Raw genomic sequence first — 19,196 nt, 5'->3', positions numbered from 1 at the left:
CATGCTAAGTCGATTTTTTATTCAACGACCTAAGTTTGCGTTGGTCATCTCCATCATTCTGACTCTGGCCGGCCTGATTTCACTGCTGAATCTGCCAGTGGCGGAATACCCGAAAATCAGCCCGCCATCGGTGTCTGTTACGGCGTACTATTCTGGTGCCAGTGCAGAGGTTGTTGAAGAAGCGATTGCCGACCCGATTGAAGCGTCTGTGAACGGCGTAGAGAACATGATCTACATGTCCTCAAAAAGTGCCAATGATGGCTCGTACAACCTGAACGTGACATTTGATATCGGTACCGATCCCGATATGGCGCAGGTGAACGTGCAAAACCGGGTTTCTCAGATTGAATCCAAGCTTCCGGCTGAAGTGCGAATGGTCGGGGTTACCGTAAAAAAACGGTCACCGGATTTGTTGATGGTGCTGAACTTTTATTCGCCTGATGGAAAATACGATGACCAGTTCCTGATTAACTACATCAACCTGAATGTGAAAGATCAGCTGGCTCGTGTTAAAGGAATCAGTGAAGTTAACGTCATCGGTGGTGGCGAATACTCAATGCGGGTCTGGCTGAATCCGGAAAAAATGGCCAACCTGGGCATCACGACTGCGGATGTGAATGCTGCGCTGGCCGAGCAGAACGTACAGGTTGCTGCCGGTAAAGTGGGCGCGCCGCCATACAATAATGCCCAGGAAGTGCAGTTCAACCTGGTGACGAAAGGACGACTGGAAAGCGTTGCTGAATTTGAGGACGTCGTTCTGCGCGCCAACAATGATGGTTCAATGGTGTATCTCAAAGATATCGCACGTATTGAACTGGGTAAGAAGTTCTACGACGGCAATGGTAAATTCCGTAATCAACCGGCGTCTATTGTTGCGCTGAATCTGCAATCCGATGCCAACGCACTGGACAGTGGCAAAGCGGTGATGGAACTGTTGGATCGGATGAGCGCAGATTTTCCGGAAGGAATGGATTATGAGACCAGCTACGATACCACTTTGTTTGTATCTGAATCGATCAAAGGGGTTGTCAAAACCCTGATTGAAGCGATTCTGCTGGTTATTGCGGTTACCTACCTGTTTCTGGGGAGCATGCGTTCAACGCTGATTCCTGTCGTGGCCATTCCGGTTTCGCTTATTGGTACTTTTGCCATCATGCTGGCGACAGGCTTTACCATCAATACTGTCACGTTGTTTGGTCTGATTCTGGCGATTGGTATCGTTGTGGATGATGCCATTCTGGTGATCGAGAACGTCGATACCAATATGAAGCGTGATCCAAGCCTGACACCACGCAAAGCAACGCTGATTGCGATGAAAGAAGTGACCGGGCCGATCATTACGTCCACGTTGGTGTTGTTAGCCGTGTTCCTGCCGGTCGCAATGTTACCGGGGATCACCGGTATCATGTATCGCCAGTTTGCGCTGACAATCTGTATTTCGGTTGTTATTTCCTCCATCAATGCCCTGACTCTGTCACCGGCTTTGTGTGCGTTGGTCCTTAAGCAAGGGGGAGAAAATAATGCTCGCTGGTTTACGGTGTTTAACCGTGGGCTGGATCGTATCACACATAAATACGGTGTTATTGCCGGATTCCTTGTCAGGAAAACGGCGGTATTGGTGGCGTTCTTTGTGTTGGCGGTTGGCGCAGTGACTTACTTGTCCAACACCACCTCAACAGCGTTTGTACCAACGGAAGATAAAGGCATTCTGCTGGTCAACGTACAGCTGCCGGATGCCGCTTCGCTATCGCGTACCGAAGAGGTGACCGAAAAGCTTCAGGCTATTTTGGATCAGGAACCGGGTATTGAAGGGATCACCGTGGCCAATGGCTATGCGTTCCTCACCGGTGCTGCTGCATCAAATGGCGCTTCACTGTTTATTAAACTGAAAAGCTGGGAAGAGCGCTTGGCGATGAGCGGTGATCACTCATCATTTGCGATTTCAAATCGGATCAACGGCCGCGCAGTATCAGATGTTCCTGAAGCGGTGGTGTTTGCTATGGGAGCGCCAGCGGTGCCGGGAATGGGCGCTGCATCGGGATTCGAGTTTGTTCTGGAAGACACATTGGGTCGCAGTCGTACTGATCTGGCAAAAGTAATGGGAGAGCTGATTCAGCAGGCCAATGCACAACCCGAAATTCAGTACACCTTCAGTACGTTCCGGGCCAATGTACCGCATTTCTACATTGACATAGACCGGGTGAAAGCTAAACAGCTGGGCATTCCATTGACGGATATTTTCCAAACATTACAGGGTAACCTTGGTTCAATGTATGTGAACGATTTTACCCTGTACGGGAAGAATTTCCGGGTGACGGTACAGGCTGACAGCGATTACCGTGACAGTCTGGATACCTTGGAACGTTTTCATGTCCGTTCATCATCCGGCGAGATGATTCCACTCAGTACCCTTACGTCGGTTGAACAGGTATTTGAGCCTGATGTGGCGTGGCGCTACAACATGTACCGCGCAGCGGTCATTCAGGGTAGTCCGGCACCGGGTTACTCAAGTGGCGATGCGATTGCGGCAATGGAACGGGTAGCGGCTGAGGTACTGCCTCAGGGCTATCAGTATGAGTGGACGGGGATGGCCTATCAGGAAGTACAGGCTGGTAATCAGGCGATTTACGCGTTTGCTCTGGCACTGATATTTATTTACCTGTTTATGGTCGCGCAGTATGAAAGCTGGAGTATTCCGCTGGCAATTATTCTGGTTGTGCCTGTGGCAACGTTAGGCTCTTTCCTGGCGTTGGCATTAACCGGCACACCGCTCAATCTGTATGCTCAAATTGGTCTGGTACTGCTGATCGCTCTGGCGGCGAAAAACGCCATCTTGATCGTAGAATTTGCCAAGATTGAGCGGGAAGAGAAAGAACTGGATATTGAGCAAGCATCGGTTCGCGGCGGTAAATTGCGTTTCCGTGCGGTAAACATGACTTCCTGGTCATTTATTCTGGGGATTTTACCGCTGATTTTTGCTTCCGGAGCCGGACATATCAGTCAGAACTCACTGGGGATCTCATTGACTGGCGGGTTGCTGTGTGTGCTGCTGGCGGGTACGTTCCTGATCCCGGGTTTCTTCGCGCTGGTTCAGCGTCGCCGTGAAAAATTCCACGGTGGGTCAACGCGCATTGCTCCGCTGGAGGATGAGTGATTGAACAATCGGTGAAAAAAGCTTGAGACGAAAAGGGTCAGGTAAGGTTTGAGATACACGCCGAATACGGAGGCGATAAATCCTGAGCTATGAATTATAGCCTGACAAGTCCCTGATATTTATCTTGTGAAATATACTGAAAAGGCCAATCAGAATACCTGATTGGCCTTTTGTTTAAGGGAGAAATGTTATCTGGGATGGATGATAAACGGAATAGCGTTGAGCGGTATCTATTAGTGTTGTAAATCATATTTTTATTAATAATCAGCGGGTTGATCTTTGTCGGAAATATCATGCGGGCTTCACAATAAAGCAGTAATTTACTTGGTAATATCTTTTGCCAGTTATTTACCGCAGAAATTAAATACTGTTAAAGAAGATGACCCATTATGGATAATATAAAAACAACACTTCTACCTATTGTGCTTGCTGTTGCCTCAGCAGTCTCTTTTCAAGCCCAAGCTGATACCGCGTCTGTAGAAGCTAAAATTTTGAATGGTCAACCTGCCAGCCAACTGGCTGAAGGATTATTGCTTCCTTGGCAGGCCGCAATGATTACGGTGCCTTTATATTCTGAGGATGGTAGCTCATCGCAGGTATTATCAGGCTGTGGTGCAGTGGTGATCAGTGATCGCTTATTAGTGACTGCAGCTCACTGTATTGATCCTATGATGAGTACAACAGTGGTTGCTGGTACTGAACAACTTCCCAACTCTGTAGGTGCTGCTGATCAGATTGATTCAAAATATAAGTTCACTGTGATTGGTGGTTGGGTTCATCCTTCTTATGACCCAAGTATTAATTACGATCACGACGTGGCGGTATTACAGGTTGATCGTTCAATGGCATCCGTCGCCAAGCCGATAAAAATCGCGACGCCTGCCGAGCAGGCCGTTGCAAATGCGCAATTTGCTAACACCTGGAATGCGACCGGTTGGTCTGAAGCGAACTTGATTGCCTCTGGTTGGGGACGGACAGAACCCGATTACAACCAGCCTGATGAGCTGATGGTTGTGACTTTAGGCGGAATTCCGGCTGAACAGTGTGATACCTCTTATCCGTTTAGCTCGGACTCACACTTTGTCTGTGCCGACAGCAATGATCCTGCGGTGAAAAAAGATGTCTGTGCCGGTGACTCCGGTGGCCCGTTGATCTGGCAAAACCCAGAACGTGCCGGTGACAGTGATTTCGGGTTGCGTGTTGTGGGTGTCACCAGTAATGGTGCCTATTGCGATTTGAAAAACTCTGGTCATCCTGATGCCCAATTGAATGGCTTGTACACTGAGTTGGCCTCATATTATGCGGATATTGAAGCCGTGACCGGCGTTGATTTTGATCTGGATCCGACACCTGAATTTGCCGTGAACCCATTTGAAAAAATCAGTGCAGGGCAATCAAAACTGACACCGAAAAGTTCGGGTTCAAGTGGTGGTAGTATGCCACTTTCAGTGCTGGCTGGTTTAGGTCTGCTGGGCTTTTTACGCCGTCAGCGTCGCTAACTTCTGCGCTTATCACTGAAGTAAAATTGTTATACGTAAACGGGTTTATCACTGCCTTTGTGATAGTCCTTAACCATAACGGTCTACAATAGCTCGGTATTCATAGCTATTGTGCCAATGATAATAATCTGCCCCTGAAGTCTTGGTTTCGGGGGCTTTTTTATGCGTGATTGCAGACTCTTTACAGTGGATAACAGTCTATAGTGGGTAACAGTTCATAGTGGGTAACAGTCTGTAGTGGATAAGAGTCCGTCATCCAGACAATGCAAGTACGGATTATACTGGCTAGATTTGTGTCTTTTCTGATCCTCTGATACAACACTTAAAAAGCAGCAGTGAAGTGAAACTGAAAGCTGCTATTCATTTCAAGTAATTATCGATTAAGATTTATTACTCATCTGAGCAATCGCCTCTCATTGATTATCATAAGGAAAATGACATGTCAGCACCTCTTTTGACTTCTCCTGTCGTCCCCGCATCATGGCTGGCAGAACATTTGGACCACCCCGATGTTGTAGTGTTGGACGCCAGCTGGTTTCTGCCGGGAACAGAGCGAAATGCGATGGCTGAATGGCAGCAGAAACGGATTCCGGGGGCACGTTTTTTTGATTTTGATAAACAAATTGCTGATCCGGATTCTCACTTACCGCATATGCTGCCTTCACCTGCATTATTTGCTGAAGAGGTCGGTAAACTGGGTATTACGCCAGACAGCATTGTGGTTGTTTACGATACTCACGGCATTTTTTCCTCGCCAAGAGTGTGGTGGATGTTCCGCGCTATGGGGCATCAGTCAGTGGCGGTGCTTGACGGTGGTTTACCGGTCTGGGAACAAGCTGGGTATGCGTTGCATACTTGTCCACCGGAGTATGCTGAACCCGCTGAATACCTGGCTGTATTTCAGCCTCAATGGGTGATTGATGCCGACAGTTTGCATGCCCGTTTGAGTGATACCAGCACACAGGTTTTCGATGCCAGACCCGCAGCCCGTTTTTATGCGCTACAGCCTGAACCACGGGCAGGGATCAGAAGTGGCCACATGCCAAATGCTAAAAGTCTTCCGTTTTCGCAGCTCCTTGAAAATGGGCAGTTTTTGCCAAAAGAGCACTTAATGAAGCGGTTTGATGCGCTTTGTGAGCCAGAGCAGCATCTGATTTTCAGCTGTGGCTCAGGGGTGACAGCATGTATTTTGGCGCTTGGAGCGGAGTTGAGTGGCCGGAAAAAGCTGACGGTCTATGACGGCTCCTGGAGCGAATGGGGGAGTAACAATAAGTATCCTGTTGAGGTCTGAAGCGCTTCTTCATCAAAAAAGAAGGCACTCCGTTGAGTGCCTTTATTGTCTCTGTGCCGTTTTTTTCAGTGACTATACAGTGACTGCGTTTGGTATGAGAACCAATACGGCAAGGAAATCAGTTCACAGCTGACGTGTGAGTAACCGGTACGTAACCACGTTGCTCAAGAATCGTTTGTCCCGGTGCTGAAACCAGGTAATCAACAAACGCCTTAGCTGATTTTTTCACTTTTGCTGGTTTGTACAGCATAAGAAACGGGCGAGAGATTTTATATTGCCCGTTTTCCAGATTAGCGAGTGTTGGTGGTACACCTTCAAATGAAAGTGCTTTCACTGAGTCGTCAACAGAGCCCAGTGAAACATAACCAATGGCATGTTTGTTTCGTGATACCAGGCTTTTCACGGTACCGTTGGTGTTAACCACCAGCACCTGAGGATTAATATCAGACACGGTTTGACCACCGATCTCCTGAGTCAGCCCCATAAAATCTTCAAAGGAAAAACGAGAACCCGAGGCATTTTCACGGCTGACAACCGCCATTTTCAGGTCGGGACCACCCACATCTTTCCAATTGGTAATTTCACCGTGATAAATTTTTTCGATTTGCGTTTTGGTCAGATTGTTCACCGGATTGTCTTTATTCACTACCAGCGCAATGCCGTCATGGGCAATAGTGACGGTTTCAATATCCGGATTGATTTCTTCTGTTTGCAGGTAACGCGAACTCATCCCCAGATCTGCCGCATTTTTCTTTACTGCGTTGATACCGGCTGATGAGCCGATGCCCTGAACAGCAATCAAGGTATCTGTATGCTCAGAAGAATACGTTTCAGCCAGCACTTCAATGACATGACTGACAGATGTTGAGCCGGTAACGGTGATAGTCTCTTTGGCTTGTGCACCAAATGCTAAGGCGGCGAAGAGCGCACAAAGGGTAGTTCTGGTTAACATTTCTGATCTCCACATTTACACCAGAAGAATATGGCCGCCAATGCTATTACGAAAATATGACAATTATGTGAAAAACGTTGATGGTCAGCGAAAAAGACAAAAAAACAAGCCGATTACATAATCGGCTTGTTTTTGATTTCAAAAGTATTTTTTGTGTTCCTTTTCCTGATACATGGCCCTGTCAGCCTTCGCCAGAATGGCGTCAGGATCGGAAAGGTTGCCCGGATAATACGGCGATAAACCAACACTTAATCCAATGTTAAATGTTACGCGTGTTGCCTGAGTGTGGTCATAAAGGTGATTCAGCCAGTCTTGCGGACTGTCCTTAGAATCTTCAGGGAGTAAAACCACAAACTCATCACCACCAATCCGGTAAATTTTGCTGCCGGCGGGCGCAGTTTGTATCAGTGCCCGAGAAATGGTGCACAGCAATTCATCCCCTGGCTTGTGGCCAAGGCGGTCATTGACCTGCTTGAAATTATCAATATCAATATAAGCCAGAACACCGCGTCTGTTTTCAATCGCCATTCTGTCGAAGCAGCGGAACAGGGCACGTCGGTTCATCAGGCCGGTCAGATCATCTTCTAAGGCCAGTTGGCTGAGTTCGCCTTCCAGCTGTCGGGCAATCTGAATTTGCTTATTCAGCTTGATAATCAGTTCCTTCCTCTGATTGATCAGTTTGATGAAGCAGAAACAGATCAGAAACGTCCCAATATGCATAAACACATTGTCAGTGGAGACAATAAACCAGTGACTTTTCAGTTCCGGTATTTCATCCAGCAGATCAGACACTACACCTGTCGCATAGGTACCCAGCGCCAGCATCATCCACGGACGCATTTCACTGCCGAAATCTTCCCGCAGCAGCAAAATAATGAGTACCAGTGTCAAAATGGAAATCACAATTTCCAGCTGTGCATTTGCCAGAATCAGTGCCGAACTCAGTATTCCGACACAGACATACATGGTTAAGCGGGTTGGCAGTTGAGAGAGTGTACTCATGCGTTTAAAACATCTCTTTGATGGACCGGGGTATAGTTACAAAGCCATTCGGAAGATACAAGCCATTCACATACTTATCCTACGAAATCTCAATGCAACTGGATGAATGAGCTTCATTTAATCATTGTTTTGAGTGGTTATTGACCCATTAAACGCTATTTTTGAGGAGAAAATCTCATTTTTCAATACTGTGCATTTTGCGTATTTTTGAGACCTTTAGCAGCTTTTTGGTTGCTAATCACTATTTACTCATTAATTTTTTCACAAATGTGTTATCAAAATCTCATTAATGCAATCATAGATTGTGGTCTGGAGCTGAGAGGATCTCTTTGATATATAAGGCTTGTAACAAAATATTTCAGTTAACAATATTGTAACATCGGGGTGTTTGTGTCTATTCTAACAGTGAGTGTGAAAGCACATGGACAGTCGGATGTAGAGGTCGAAATATGCTGACAATGGCAAGAAGTGCTCAACCAAATAAAGCGCTGGTTTCTGAAAGGATTCAGAAGCTAATCAAGGCGCTGTCTAATGGGGTCTATGAGCGTGAAGAAACGATCAAACTCTGCCTTCTTGCTGCCTTAGCCGGCGAGAGTGTCTTTTTGCTGGGTCCTCCTGGTATTGCGAAAAGCTTGATTGCAAAGCGTCTGATCCAGGCTTTCGATAACAGCAAGTTTTTCGACTATCTGATGACGCGTTTCTCAACGCCGGAAGAAGTATTTGGCCCGTTGTCGATTCAGGAACTGAAAGATAATGGCAAGTATGTTCGCTTGATTGACGGTTACCTGCCTACCGCGCAAGTGGTGTTTCTGGATGAAATCTGGAAAGCCGGTCCGGCCATTCTGAATACTTTGCTGACAGTTGTGAATGAGCGGACCTTTAAGAACGGCCAGGATATTCTTCCTGTCCCCATGCGTTTGTTGATTACCGCGTCCAATGAGCTGCCGGAAGAGGACAGCGGTCTGGAAGCGTTATATGACCGAATGCTGGTTCGTGTGTTTGTTAACCGCATTCAGGAAAAGCAAAATTTCAAAGCCATGCTGATGGGAGAAGGTCCGTCGATTCAGGAACTGGAACCAGGTCTGGCTATCACTGATCAGGAATACGAAGACTGGCAGCAGCATATCGACGATATCAAGCTGTCAGATGAAATCTTTGAAAAGATTTACCAGCTGAAATCCATGATTGAACAGCGCTCTGAAGAGAGTGCCGGTGAAGCGGCTGACAGCGAACTGTATATTTCGGATCGTCGCTGGAAAAAATCAGTGCGCTTATTGAAAGCCAGTGCTTTCTTTAATGGTCGTGATGCCATTAATCCGCTTGATTTGCTGCTGTTGCAAGATTGCATGTGGCACAGTCCGGAATCCCGTCATGTGATCCGTGAGGTGATTCGTCACTTTGCGACTCAGAAAGCTTTCAATCAGGAAGCGGCCCAAACCAATGCCACAGAAGCGCAGAATCTGATTAATGACGTCCACAATGAGATTGCGCGTGAGCTGTGTGTCACGTTCAGTCGTGAGACCATGATGCGTAAAGAGTGGTTTAAATACGATTTTAGCGGTGCTCGTCGGTACAATGTGAATAACAACCCGCGCATGATCAAACTGGTGATGCTGCAACAAAACCCTTCAGTGTCTGAGCAGGAAAACGGTGACAGCCGCTGGGTATATGTTGACGGGGATGAATTCGAGAAAAAGATCAAAACCGGTCAGTGTGACATCTACGGGTTTGTGAACAAAAATACCCATCTTTGCCGCCTGCAGTTTGAGGTAGATGCGCAGCAGCGACTGGTCATCAAAGACATCGCCAACCGCGCAGTGATGGTCGGCATTGCCGGTGAGAAGGGGATTTCTTCGCAGCAACAGCAGTTGTGGCTGAGCAAAGCTGAGCTGGCATCTGCCAAGGCGATTGATGCCGAGCACAGCCTGAAAATTTCCCGGAGCAGTTTCCATGGTGCGCTGCCGCACAGTTTTATTGACCCGCAGCTACCTGCACAGATTGAACAAAGTCTGTCTCAGGCGACAGAATCGGTTCATGAACTCAAACTGGTCATTGAGAAAAGCGCGTTTCGGGTGACACACCTGTCTGAGTATTTCGCGTAAGGTAAGGAGTGCCCATGCCGGTAACCGAAGGATTAAATCTTGCGATGATGCTGACAGAGTCCGGCATCATTGATAATGCAGTTAATGAATTGATGATGCGCCCTCAGCTGATCATGGCTGCGGAATCGAATCCGGGCATCAAAGCTGCCATGAAAAGTCAGATCATGAAGTGGCGGGGGCAGGTGCATCAACGAATCACCAAAGTCAGTGTGGAAGAGCGTTTCCATCAGGAAATCGAGCTGTATCAGACGGCCAGTAAATGGGATGCCGAGTACTTCACTGAACACGTTAAAGACGTAGTAAAGAAGCTTGAAGGACATTCGGCTTTCTATTTCAAAGCGAAAACACTGCTGGAACGTGAGTATCAGAAACACAACCCGATGTTTCAAAGCTATTTCTGTAACCAGTGGTATCAGCATTTGACTCAGGCACTGACAGAGGCGCAATTGGCTGAACTTGAGCAGCACAAAGAGCAGTTGCTGGCGGATCTGTATCAACGCATTGAAACCATGCGTCACATGGAAGAAGTGACGGGTGAAGGTGACGAGAAGAAAGCGGGGCGTTTGTGGGATATGGCTAAAGCCAAACTCACTAAAACGGATGTCTCGACCCTGAAAGCAATGGCTGCGTTTCTGAAAAAGAACAGCGGGCTGCGTGAAATCGCTGAAAAGCTGGGGCGTATGGCAAGTGAAGTGGACGACCCGAACAAAGAGCGGGTACGTTCAGAAGACCTGAAAATGGTCGAAGAGAGAAGTGACAATGTCACTGATGACATTGTCGGTATTCACGAAAGTGATGATCTTTCGAAATTGCTGCCCAACGAAGCCATGTTCCTGGCTTATCCGGAACTGGAAGTTGTTTTCTATAAGCATCTGGTCGATAAACGTCTGATGAATTACCGAGTGCAAGGGGCGCAACGTAAGCTTCGTCGGGTGAAGGCTTACAAGCGTCAGACCAAACAAGTTGAGCAGGAAAAAGGGCCTTTCATTGTCTGTATTGATGCGTCCGGCTCGATGAACGGTTTCCCGGAACAGTGCGCAAAAGCGCTGGCGTATGGCCTAATGCAGATTGCACTGGCAGAGGATCGAGACTGTTATGTCATTATGTTTTCGACTCAGCAAATCACTTATGAACTGACCCGTCAGGACGGGCTAAGTGAAGTGCTTAACTTTTTATCTTACTCGTTCCACGGCGGCACAGATTTAGGGCCGGTACTGGATCAGTCAATCGAGCTTATGCTGTCTGAAAAATACCAGAATGCGGACTTGATTGTACTGTCTGACTTTATTGCCCCTTCGCAACCTGAAGCGATGATGAAGCGAATCCAGAAACTGAAAGATAACCGAAACCGATTCCATGCCGTGAATTTTTCGAAATACGGCAACCCGGAATTAATGACGATTTTTGACCATTGCTGGTCTTACCATCCGTCGAAACTTGGGCGCCTTCTGAAGTGGCGATAAGCCAGTTGGGTAAATCAGTACTCAATACAGGCATGTATTAAGGCACCCACATGTAACCATGTTCCACCGTCACCTTCTCAGGATTCATGCCCGATTAGGTGGCATCACCAACACTCTCCTTAGTTGTTTACTAGTTGTCTTGGCTTTGGCGACCATTTGGTCGCCATTTTTTTGCCTGTTATATGGGGTATCCTTGGGTTCTTTTACATCCTCCGGGCGCTTTACTGCTCAGCAAAGTAGGTATTCAACGCCTGTCGCCATTCCTGACTTTTACGAATTTTGAGCAGTGCTCGGTTGAGTTGTTCTCTGTAAGGGCTGTTGTTTTCAATAACCAGTCCGTAGTTTTGCTTTTCAAACTGATAGGGTAAAACGGTTAGCTCTTCGTATTTGCCTTCTTCTTTATGTTTTTTAATCAGATACTTTAAGACGGCGGCATCAGCCACGATGGCATTGACCTCGTTGTTGTTCAGTGCCATCAGCATACTTTCAATATCGGGGTAAGCGCGGTGAACAATGCTTTGGTTGGTCAGGTAAAACGATGAGGTGGATGCCTGTTTGGCTCCGACTTTCAGATTGGCCAAGTCGTTAGGGCCATTGATATCGCTGCTCAGCAATCCGAGGGTAAATGTACTGGCAAGCATGGCGGTAATACTGGCAATAAAGAATGTGGTGAAAATGGCCAGAAAAACAGTCAGGACACGCCCGGGTAAGGTTCTAAACTCGAAATAATTGAACGGGCCTTTTGTAATAAACAACAGGCCAAGGATAAAACCTTCGATGAGTTTAGCCCGTTTGGTATTCATTGAATAAAGCTTGTCGTTGACTCTGTTTTCCAGCAGATAATAGATGCCGCCGACAATGCAGGCGGCGACAAACAAGAAACCCAGAACGATTAACAATTTGGTATTCGTTAACAAGTTTTTCATGGTCGCGGCGTAGCCTTGTTTTTTGACCGCGATGGCGAGGTGGGTTTCATAAAAGGAATGCGAAAAATCGATCAGCTCTTCGCGTTCAGGCGTAATTGAAATGCAGGAAACGCCTACATTCAGTTCACCTCTGGCGACACTTTTTAATATATCGGGCAGGTTATGACGAGTTATTTCGTAGTCAATTTTCAGTTCTTCCGCAATCTTCTCCCATAGCAGTATGCTCAGCCCGCTAAACGTCCTGTCTTTATTGATGATCACAAATGGCGGACAGTCATAGCTTCCCACTTTCACTTTTTTCAATACGATCTGACTAAAATCACCAGGTTGTTCTAAAGCTTGTTGATCTAGATTTCCTTGGCCTAAAGCCTCTTGCTCTAAAACACCTTGATTCGATGCAGCCAGAGTGACTGGTGAGCTTCCCAGACACAATAATGTCAATAGTGCATTCAAAATCAGTCGGTTGAGCCATGAGTGTTGGGGCTTATTCATATTCTATCCCTTCTCATTTTTTCACTTTCTTATCTTCTCACTGATGGCGATGTACACCTCACATACCATCAGTATAAGCATCATTGAAAATTCACTCATTCGTCATCTTTTTGTGAATTGCGGCTTTTTGGTGCGGGGTATCGCAGCTGACACTGAGTGCTGGTTACCAATGGACTATGCTTATAGCCAATTGGTAACTATCTGAAATCTGACTGTGATAAGTACCGGTACCCTGTAACTTGCCTGAGGTTCAGTTCTCTCGCTCCATAAGCGGGACTAGTCTGGGTACGAATCCGGTTTGGGAGGGTGTATGAGAGTCATCGCTTTCTGCGCCGCGTTGTGTCTTTGGCTGATGAGCCATGCAGCAACGGCACAAAATGTCTGGATCATCGAGATCTCAGGCGGTATAGGGCCTGCGACCAGTGATTATGTCACCCGGGAAATTGAGCATGCCCGAGAAGAGCAGGCCGCCTTCATCATTCTGAAGATGGATACTCCCGGCGGGCTGGATACGTCAATGCGCGACATTATCCGCGCCATAACCACTTCTCCGGTTCCTATTGCCACCTGGGTTGGCCCGGCAGGGGCCCGTGCGGCCAGTGCCGGTACATATATTCTGTTAGCAAGCCATATTGCCGCGATGGCACCCGGAACTAACCTTGGGGCGGCGACCCCGGTGTCACTGACTGGCCCCGGTGGCGGTGACGATTCTGATAACAATCCATTCTCGCCGAAAAAAGAAGATAAAAAGCCGGAAGACGGAAAAGATGAATCGGCGGCTGAACCCCAGGAAGACAACAAGGTTTCAGCTAAAACCGCAATGGAGAAGAAAGTGATCAATGATGCCAGAGCCTATATTCGTGGTTTGGCAAAATTGCACGGCAGAAACGAAGAGTGGGCGGAAAAAGCCGTTTCGGAGGCGGCCAGCCTGGATGCTGAAAGCGCTCTGGAGCAAAACGTGATTGACTTTCTTGCCGCTGATCTTGATAGCCTGATCAAACAGGCCAATGGGCGTACCGTTACCGTTAACGGATTGCCCGCCAAACTTGAACTCGAAAATGTGGCCTATGTTGAGCGGCACCCGGATTGGCGCTTTGAGCTGCTCTCGGTCATCACCAATCCGAATGTGGCTTACATTCTGATGCTGATTGGTATCTATGGCCTGTTGCTGGAATTCTACAACCCCGGAGTCGGGTTGCCAGGTGTACTGGGTGGGATCTGCCTGTTGCTCGCGATGTATTCGCTGCAAATGTTGCCGGTCAGCTATGCAGGTCTCGGGCTTCTGTTGCTCGGTATCGCCTTAATGGTGGCTGAAGCGTTCAGCCCCAGTTTCGGTATTTTGGGATTGGGCGGGATTGTCGCGTTTGCGCTCGGCTCTGTGATGCTGATGGATACTGAAACGCCCGGGTACCAGATTGCGGTTCCGCTGATTGTCGGGTTGACTGTTGTGTCTGCCTTGATGACCTTTGTGGTCCTGACGCTGTTACTCCGAACCCGACGAAAACCGGTGACAACCGGCGTGGAGTGCATGATAGGTGAGCAAGGTGTGGTGGTCAGTGGCTTTCCCGGTGCCGGCAGGGTGCTGGTGGACGGAGAAATCTGGCAGGCAAACTGTGATGAGCATTTAGAGAAAGGTCAGAAAGTGACAGTAAAACGTATTGATGGGCTGTACCTTGAGGTGACTCGACTGCCACCGGAACAACATCTTGAGAAGGAATAAACGGCTATGATTACTTACTCGTTTGCAACCGTTATAGTGCTGATTCTGGTTCTGATTATCAGCATGTTCAAAGTCTTGCGGGAATATGAGCGTGCCGTCGTGTTTCTGTTGGGGCGCTTTTATCAGGTGAAGGGACCAGGGCTTATCATCATCATTCCAATCATTCAGCAAATGGTACGTGTTGATTTACGTACGATTGTGTTGGATGTGCCGACACAGGATTTGATTACCCGCGATAACGTGTCAGTTAAAGTGAATGCCGTCGTTTATTTTCGCGTCGTCGAGCCGAAAATGGCGATCAACAATGTTGAAAATTACCTCGAAGCGACCAGCCAGCTGTCGCAGACCACACTGCGTTCTGTGCTGGGGCAGCATGAGCTGGATGAGCTGTTATCTGCACGTGATGAGCTGAACAAGGATCTTCAGTCAATTTTGGATCAGCATACTGACAATTGGGGCATTAAAGTGGCCAATGTGGAAATTAAACATGTGGATCTGGATGAAAGTATGGTCAGAGCATTAGCGCGTCAGGCAGAAGCAGAACGTTCGCGTCGTGCCAAAGTGATTCATGCGACCGGTGAGTTGGAAGCATCTGCCAAGCTGAAAGAAGCGGCAGAAGTGCTTAATCAGGCCCCCAATGCCGTACAGCTTCGCTATATGCAGACGTTAACGGAAATATCCAATGATCGCACCACGACTATTGTTTTCCCGATGCCGATTGATTTACTGGATAAAGCCGCGAGGATGATGAAAAAGTCACCTGAATGCCATAGTGGTGGTGGGGATACTAAGACCGACTTAGATAGCAGCAATCGAATGGATTAATGCTCATTAGGTGACGGTGTCACTGTTTTGGGCGTGATGTCAGAAATGGGGCTACCGGTGTCATGTTCTTAGCGATTATTTTCTTTATGATGTTTGATTGCCCAAACCGATAATGCAATGAGCAAGTTTCCCGCAATGTCTTTTTACTGTTCAGAAATCATGAAATAAAAACGACTAATTTGCAGGAGCATGAATACTGGTGGCTGATTTAAGGTAGAATATCTGGTTTTTCGGGGCGCTCTTTTAAGAGCGACCTGATGATAGTGGACAATGTCCTTTGCCTTGGGACAGTTACCGGCATTTAGCCCGAATATTGATAGTAATATGACGAAAAATTTCTACAGTCAGGCGGATAAGCCTGGACAGACAACTCAGCGCAAAACGTTTAAACAACCACGTCGCCCCAAGGCGCATCAGGGCAAACCATCTTCATCGACTGATTCAGAATCACCTGTGGATAAGTTACCACGTCACAATGGGTCGGGATCTCGATCGGCAAATAGCCGTAACAATACTCGCCATGAACGCGATGAACGCCATACATACGATGACGTCGGCTCATCGTCGAAACGTCGAGCATCACGTCACTCTTCGGTTAGCAAACCTAAAACTTCAGCGGTAAAGTCGGGCGACACGCAACTCGGCAAAACGGCAGAGCGACGCAAAAACAGTGTAAAACCGGCTTCAAAAAGTCAGGGTAAACCACTGTCTGGTCATCGTAAGTTCGCCAAGGCTGCCTCAGGTTCGTCGCCGGAAAGCAAAGGGAGTAAAGGGAAAAATGGCCACGCAGGGGAAAAAGGTAAGGCTGTCAAAAAAGGTCTTCATCCTCGAAACCCACATCGTGAGCGCTATGATTTTCCGGCGCTGATGCAAGTCTGTCCGGCACTTACTCCCTTCGTATCGGAAAATCCGTTTGGTGATCTCTCGATTGATTTTTCTCATCCGGAAGCCGTAAAGGTGCTGAATAAAGCACTGTTGAAGCACTTTTATCAAGTCGAGCATTGGGATATCCCTCAGGGGTATCTGTGTCCACCCATTCCGGGACGAGCCGATTATCTCCACTACATTGCAGATTTGCTGGCTGCATATAACGATGGAACAATCCCGAAAGGCAAACAGGTTCGTGGTTTGGATATTGGAACCGGTGCGAACTGTGTCTATCCCATGGTCGGGCATCGCGTTTACGGCTGGCATTTCGTGGCCGCTGACATTGACCCACTTTCAGTGAAATCGGCTCGTTTCATCGTGGAATCTAACCGTTCTCTGGCGGGGGGCATTCAGTGTCGTCTGCAAAAGAACCCGGATAATATCTTTACCGGTATGATCAATGAGAAAGACGGGTTTGATTTCACTATGTGTAACCCGCCGTTCCATGCGTCACAAGAAGAAGCGACGGCAGGCAGTGCGCGAAAAGTTAAAAACTTGTCAGCAAATGCCCGTAAAAAAGGGACGCCACCTAAAGCAGCTGCGATGCAGTCTGCGTCCGGTCAGCAACCTGTGCTGAACTTTGGGGGACAGAAGGCAGAGTTGTGGTGTCCGGGGGGAGAAGCAGCATTCATTCGTAGAATGATCACTCAGAGCGTAGATGTTGCATCTCAATGCTTTTGGTTTACCACGCTGGTTTCGAAAAAAGACAATTTACCGAGCATTTATCAGCAGTTGAAAAAAGTCGGGGCCGTTGAAGTGAAAACCATCGACATGTCTCAGGGACAAAAAGTGACTCGTGTGGTGGCATGGACGTTTCTAACGCCTGAGCAGCAAGCCAGTTGGCGTCAGACCCGTTGGTCAAAATAAAGGGGATAGCTCAATTTCGGTGAGATTGAGTAAGCAACTTATTTATGGCGTAAATACTTTTATGATGTAAACACTTTTATGGTGTAAACACTATGAGGCCGGATTTGAATCCGGCCTTTGTCTTATATTACGGAGCGAGTTGGTGTAAATCCAAGAGGTAAACAGCACCTGTATATGCAGTTTTACAGGCCTGTTTACATGTTCGGGTAACTCGGGCCGCCTCCGCCTTCTGGTGTGGTCCAGGTGATGTTTTGCGACGGATCTTTAATGTCACAAGTTTTGCAGTGCACACAGTTTGCAGCATTAATCTGGAATGCCGGTTTTCCTTCCAATTCAATAACCTCGTAAACACCTGCCGGACAGTATCGCTGGCTGGGCTCGCCAAACGTTTCCAGATGAACGTTGATCGGAATGTCACTGTCAGCCAGCTTGAGGTGACATGGCTGATTTTCCTCGTGCTGTGTGCCTGATAAATACACGGAAGAGGGCTTGTCAAAACTCAGAATGCCGTCGGGTTTCGGATAGGGGATCGGGGTGTGTTTAGCCAGAGGTTCCAGGCATTCATGATCGGCTCTTTTATCTTTCAGGGTCCATTTGAACAGTTTTTTCAGCCACTTTTGTTCGATAGTTGCCAGTGCGCCACCAACCAGCGTACCAAACTTGTGGACTTCAGCGCCAAAGTTGCGTGATTCATGCAGCTCCTGGTAGAGCCAGGAATCCAGAAACAGGCGATCATAGCCAGGTGTTGTGTGGGATAACCCTTGTTTCAGTTCTTCAAATACCGCCTCGGCGGCCAGCATGCCGGATTTCATGGCGGTGTGGCTGCCTTTTATCTTGGCCATGTTCAGCGTTCCGGCATCACAGCCCAGTAACACACCGCCGGGGAATTGCTGACGAGGTAGCGATGAAAGGCCGCCTTTGGCAATTGCACGGGCACCGTAAGCGATCCGGTTTCCGCCCACAAGATACCGGCTGAATACCGGATGATGTTTCATTCGCTGAAACTCATCGTATGGGCTGAGGTAGGGATTTTTATAATTCAAATCTGTAATCAGACCGACGACAACCTGATTGTTTTCCATGTGATACAGAAAGCTACCGCCATGGGAATGACTTTCACTGAGTGGCCAGCCGACGCCATGAATGACCAGCCCGGGCTGATGATTTTCGGCAGGGATTTCCCATAACTCTTTAATCCCCAAAGCGTAGTGCTGTGGCTGTTTCCCGTGATCAAGATGAAATTGCTTTATTAGCTCTTTTCCCAGATGACCACGCGCGCCCTCAGCGAACAGCGTGTATTTGGCGTGCAGCTCGATGCCTGGCTCAAACGTGGCTTTGGGCTCACCGTTTTTGTCACGTCCCATGTCCTGAGTGGCCACACCACAAACCATGCCTTGCTCGTTGTATAAGATTTCACTAGCGGGAAAGCCGGGATAAATCTCCACGCCCAGTTGCTCGGCCTGCTGTCCCAGCCAGCGACAGAAATTACCAAGGCTGATCACAAAATTGCCAATATTCTTCATGCTATCCGGCATGAATGATTCGTCCATTGTTAAATGGTTGAATTTATTGGTTAGATAACAGAGTTTATCGTCTGTTACTGCGGTATGTAAGGGGGCATCCATTCGTTCCCAATCCGGAAACAGTTCGTCTAGCGCTTTGTGCTCAAAGACGGCACCGGACAATATATGGGAGCCGACCTCTGCCCCTTTCTCTACGACACAGACGGAAAGAGCCTGCTCATTCTCATTCGCCAGTTGCATCAGCCGACAGGCTGCGGCCAGTCCTGCCGGGCCTGCACCAACGATGACAACATCAAATTCCATTTTTTCACGAGTATTCTCTGAACTCATAAACGACATCCTTTGCGTATCCGGTGTATTTGAGTCTTAGTGGTATGAATAAAATATAGTCCAGTTGACGTAAACGTAAACTAAGCTAGTCTCAAAGAGTAATAACTTTTTGGTGTAACTCTG

12 protein-coding genes are annotated in these 19,196 nt (G+C 47.8%); 8 read left to right on the top strand and 4 right to left on the bottom strand.

Going from position 1 to position 19,196, the window contains the following annotated elements; translation table 11 throughout:
- The first annotated feature begins 1 nt into the window (after nucleotide 1).
- The 3 genes from PGW97_RS20410 to PGW97_RS20400 all read left to right on the top strand — a co-directional run bounded on the left by PGW97_RS20410 (nucleotide 2) and on the right by PGW97_RS20400 (nucleotide 5,944).
- Complete coding sequence (locus PGW97_RS20410; RefSeq protein ID WP_273860584.1) at nucleotides 2–3,154, top strand: efflux RND transporter permease subunit; 3,153 nt, start codon at nucleotides 2–4, stop codon at nucleotides 3,152–3,154.
- Nucleotides 3,155–3,543: 389 nt separating this feature from the next.
- Nucleotides 3,544–4,653 carry a S1 family peptidase gene (locus PGW97_RS20405; protein WP_273860583.1) on the top strand — a complete coding sequence of 370 codons (1,110 nt, stop codon included), beginning with the start codon at nucleotides 3,544–3,546 and terminating at the stop codon, nucleotides 4,651–4,653.
- Between the two features lie 439 nt (nucleotides 4,654–5,092).
- Nucleotides 5,093–5,944, top strand: coding sequence for a sulfurtransferase (locus tag PGW97_RS20400; RefSeq protein WP_273860582.1), 852 nt, complete (start codon nucleotides 5,093–5,095; stop codon nucleotides 5,942–5,944).
- A 118-nt stretch (nucleotides 5,945–6,062) separates the two neighbouring features.
- Here the strand turns inward: PGW97_RS20400 and PGW97_RS20395 are convergent, their stop codons facing one another.
- Both PGW97_RS20395 and PGW97_RS20390 read right to left on the bottom strand, forming a co-directional pair.
- The gene (locus PGW97_RS20395; RefSeq protein WP_047885771.1) at nucleotides 6,063–6,896 is read right to left on the bottom strand and encodes a phosphate ABC transporter substrate-binding protein; all 834 of its coding nucleotides are present in this window, start codon (nucleotides 6,894–6,896) and stop codon (nucleotides 6,063–6,065) included.
- A gap of 138 nt (nucleotides 6,897–7,034) precedes the next feature.
- Complete coding sequence (locus PGW97_RS20390; RefSeq protein ID WP_273860581.1) at nucleotides 7,035–7,898, bottom strand: GGDEF domain-containing protein; 864 nt, start codon at nucleotides 7,896–7,898, stop codon at nucleotides 7,035–7,037.
- 449 nt (nucleotides 7,899–8,347) lie between these two features.
- On the opposite strand from PGW97_RS20390, the gene PGW97_RS20385 reads away from it, so the two are divergent.
- Together PGW97_RS20385 and viaA are read left to right on the top strand one after the other, a co-directional pair.
- A complete protein-coding gene (locus tag PGW97_RS20385; protein ID WP_047885769.1) occupies nucleotides 8,348–10,000 on the top strand; it encodes an ATPase RavA domain-containing protein in 1,653 nt (550 codons plus the stop codon).
- A gap of 14 nt (nucleotides 10,001–10,014) precedes the next feature.
- Nucleotides 10,015–11,463, top strand: a complete 1,449-nt coding sequence (gene viaA / locus PGW97_RS20380) for an ATPase RavA stimulator ViaA (RefSeq protein ID WP_047885768.1) — start codon at nucleotides 10,015–10,017, stop codon at nucleotides 11,461–11,463.
- A 221-nt stretch (nucleotides 11,464–11,684) separates the two neighbouring features.
- Here viaA and PGW97_RS20375 read toward each other — a convergent pair whose 3' ends face one another.
- Nucleotides 11,685–12,881, bottom strand: a complete 1,197-nt coding sequence (locus PGW97_RS20375) for a transporter substrate-binding domain-containing protein (protein WP_273860580.1) — start codon at nucleotides 12,879–12,881, stop codon at nucleotides 11,685–11,687.
- 310 nt (nucleotides 12,882–13,191) lie between these two features.
- Between PGW97_RS20375 and PGW97_RS20370 the strand changes: the two genes are divergently transcribed.
- From PGW97_RS20370 to rlmF, 3 genes are all read left to right on the top strand, one after another.
- Nucleotides 13,192–14,601, top strand: a complete 1,410-nt coding sequence (locus PGW97_RS20370; RefSeq protein WP_443147137.1) for an NfeD family protein — start codon at nucleotides 13,192–13,194, stop codon at nucleotides 14,599–14,601.
- A gap of 6 nt (nucleotides 14,602–14,607) precedes the next feature.
- On the top strand, nucleotides 14,608–15,426 hold the full coding sequence (locus PGW97_RS20365; RefSeq protein ID WP_273860579.1) for a slipin family protein: 819 nt from the start codon (nucleotides 14,608–14,610) through the stop codon (nucleotides 15,424–15,426).
- A gap of 705 nt (nucleotides 15,427–16,131) precedes the next feature.
- On the top strand, nucleotides 16,132–17,220 hold the full coding sequence (gene rlmF / locus PGW97_RS20360; protein WP_273860630.1) for a 23S rRNA (adenine(1618)-N(6))-methyltransferase RlmF: 1,089 nt from the start codon (nucleotides 16,132–16,134) through the stop codon (nucleotides 17,218–17,220).
- Nucleotides 17,221–17,414: 194 nt separating this feature from the next.
- Here rlmF and PGW97_RS20355 read toward each other — a convergent pair whose 3' ends face one another.
- Nucleotides 17,415–19,046 (bottom strand): electron transfer flavoprotein-ubiquinone oxidoreductase, encoded by a 1,632-nt coding sequence (locus PGW97_RS20355; protein WP_273860629.1) that lies wholly within the window; start codon nucleotides 19,044–19,046, stop codon nucleotides 17,415–17,417.
- Between the last annotated feature and the right edge of the window lie 150 nt (nucleotides 19,047–19,196).

Origin of the sequence: Photobacterium sp. GSS17 (assembly GCF_028621875.1) — a bacterium.
GTDB lineage: Bacteria > Pseudomonadota > Gammaproteobacteria > Enterobacterales > Vibrionaceae > Photobacterium > Photobacterium ganghwense.
This window is presented reverse-complemented; position numbering and strand designations above follow the sequence as displayed.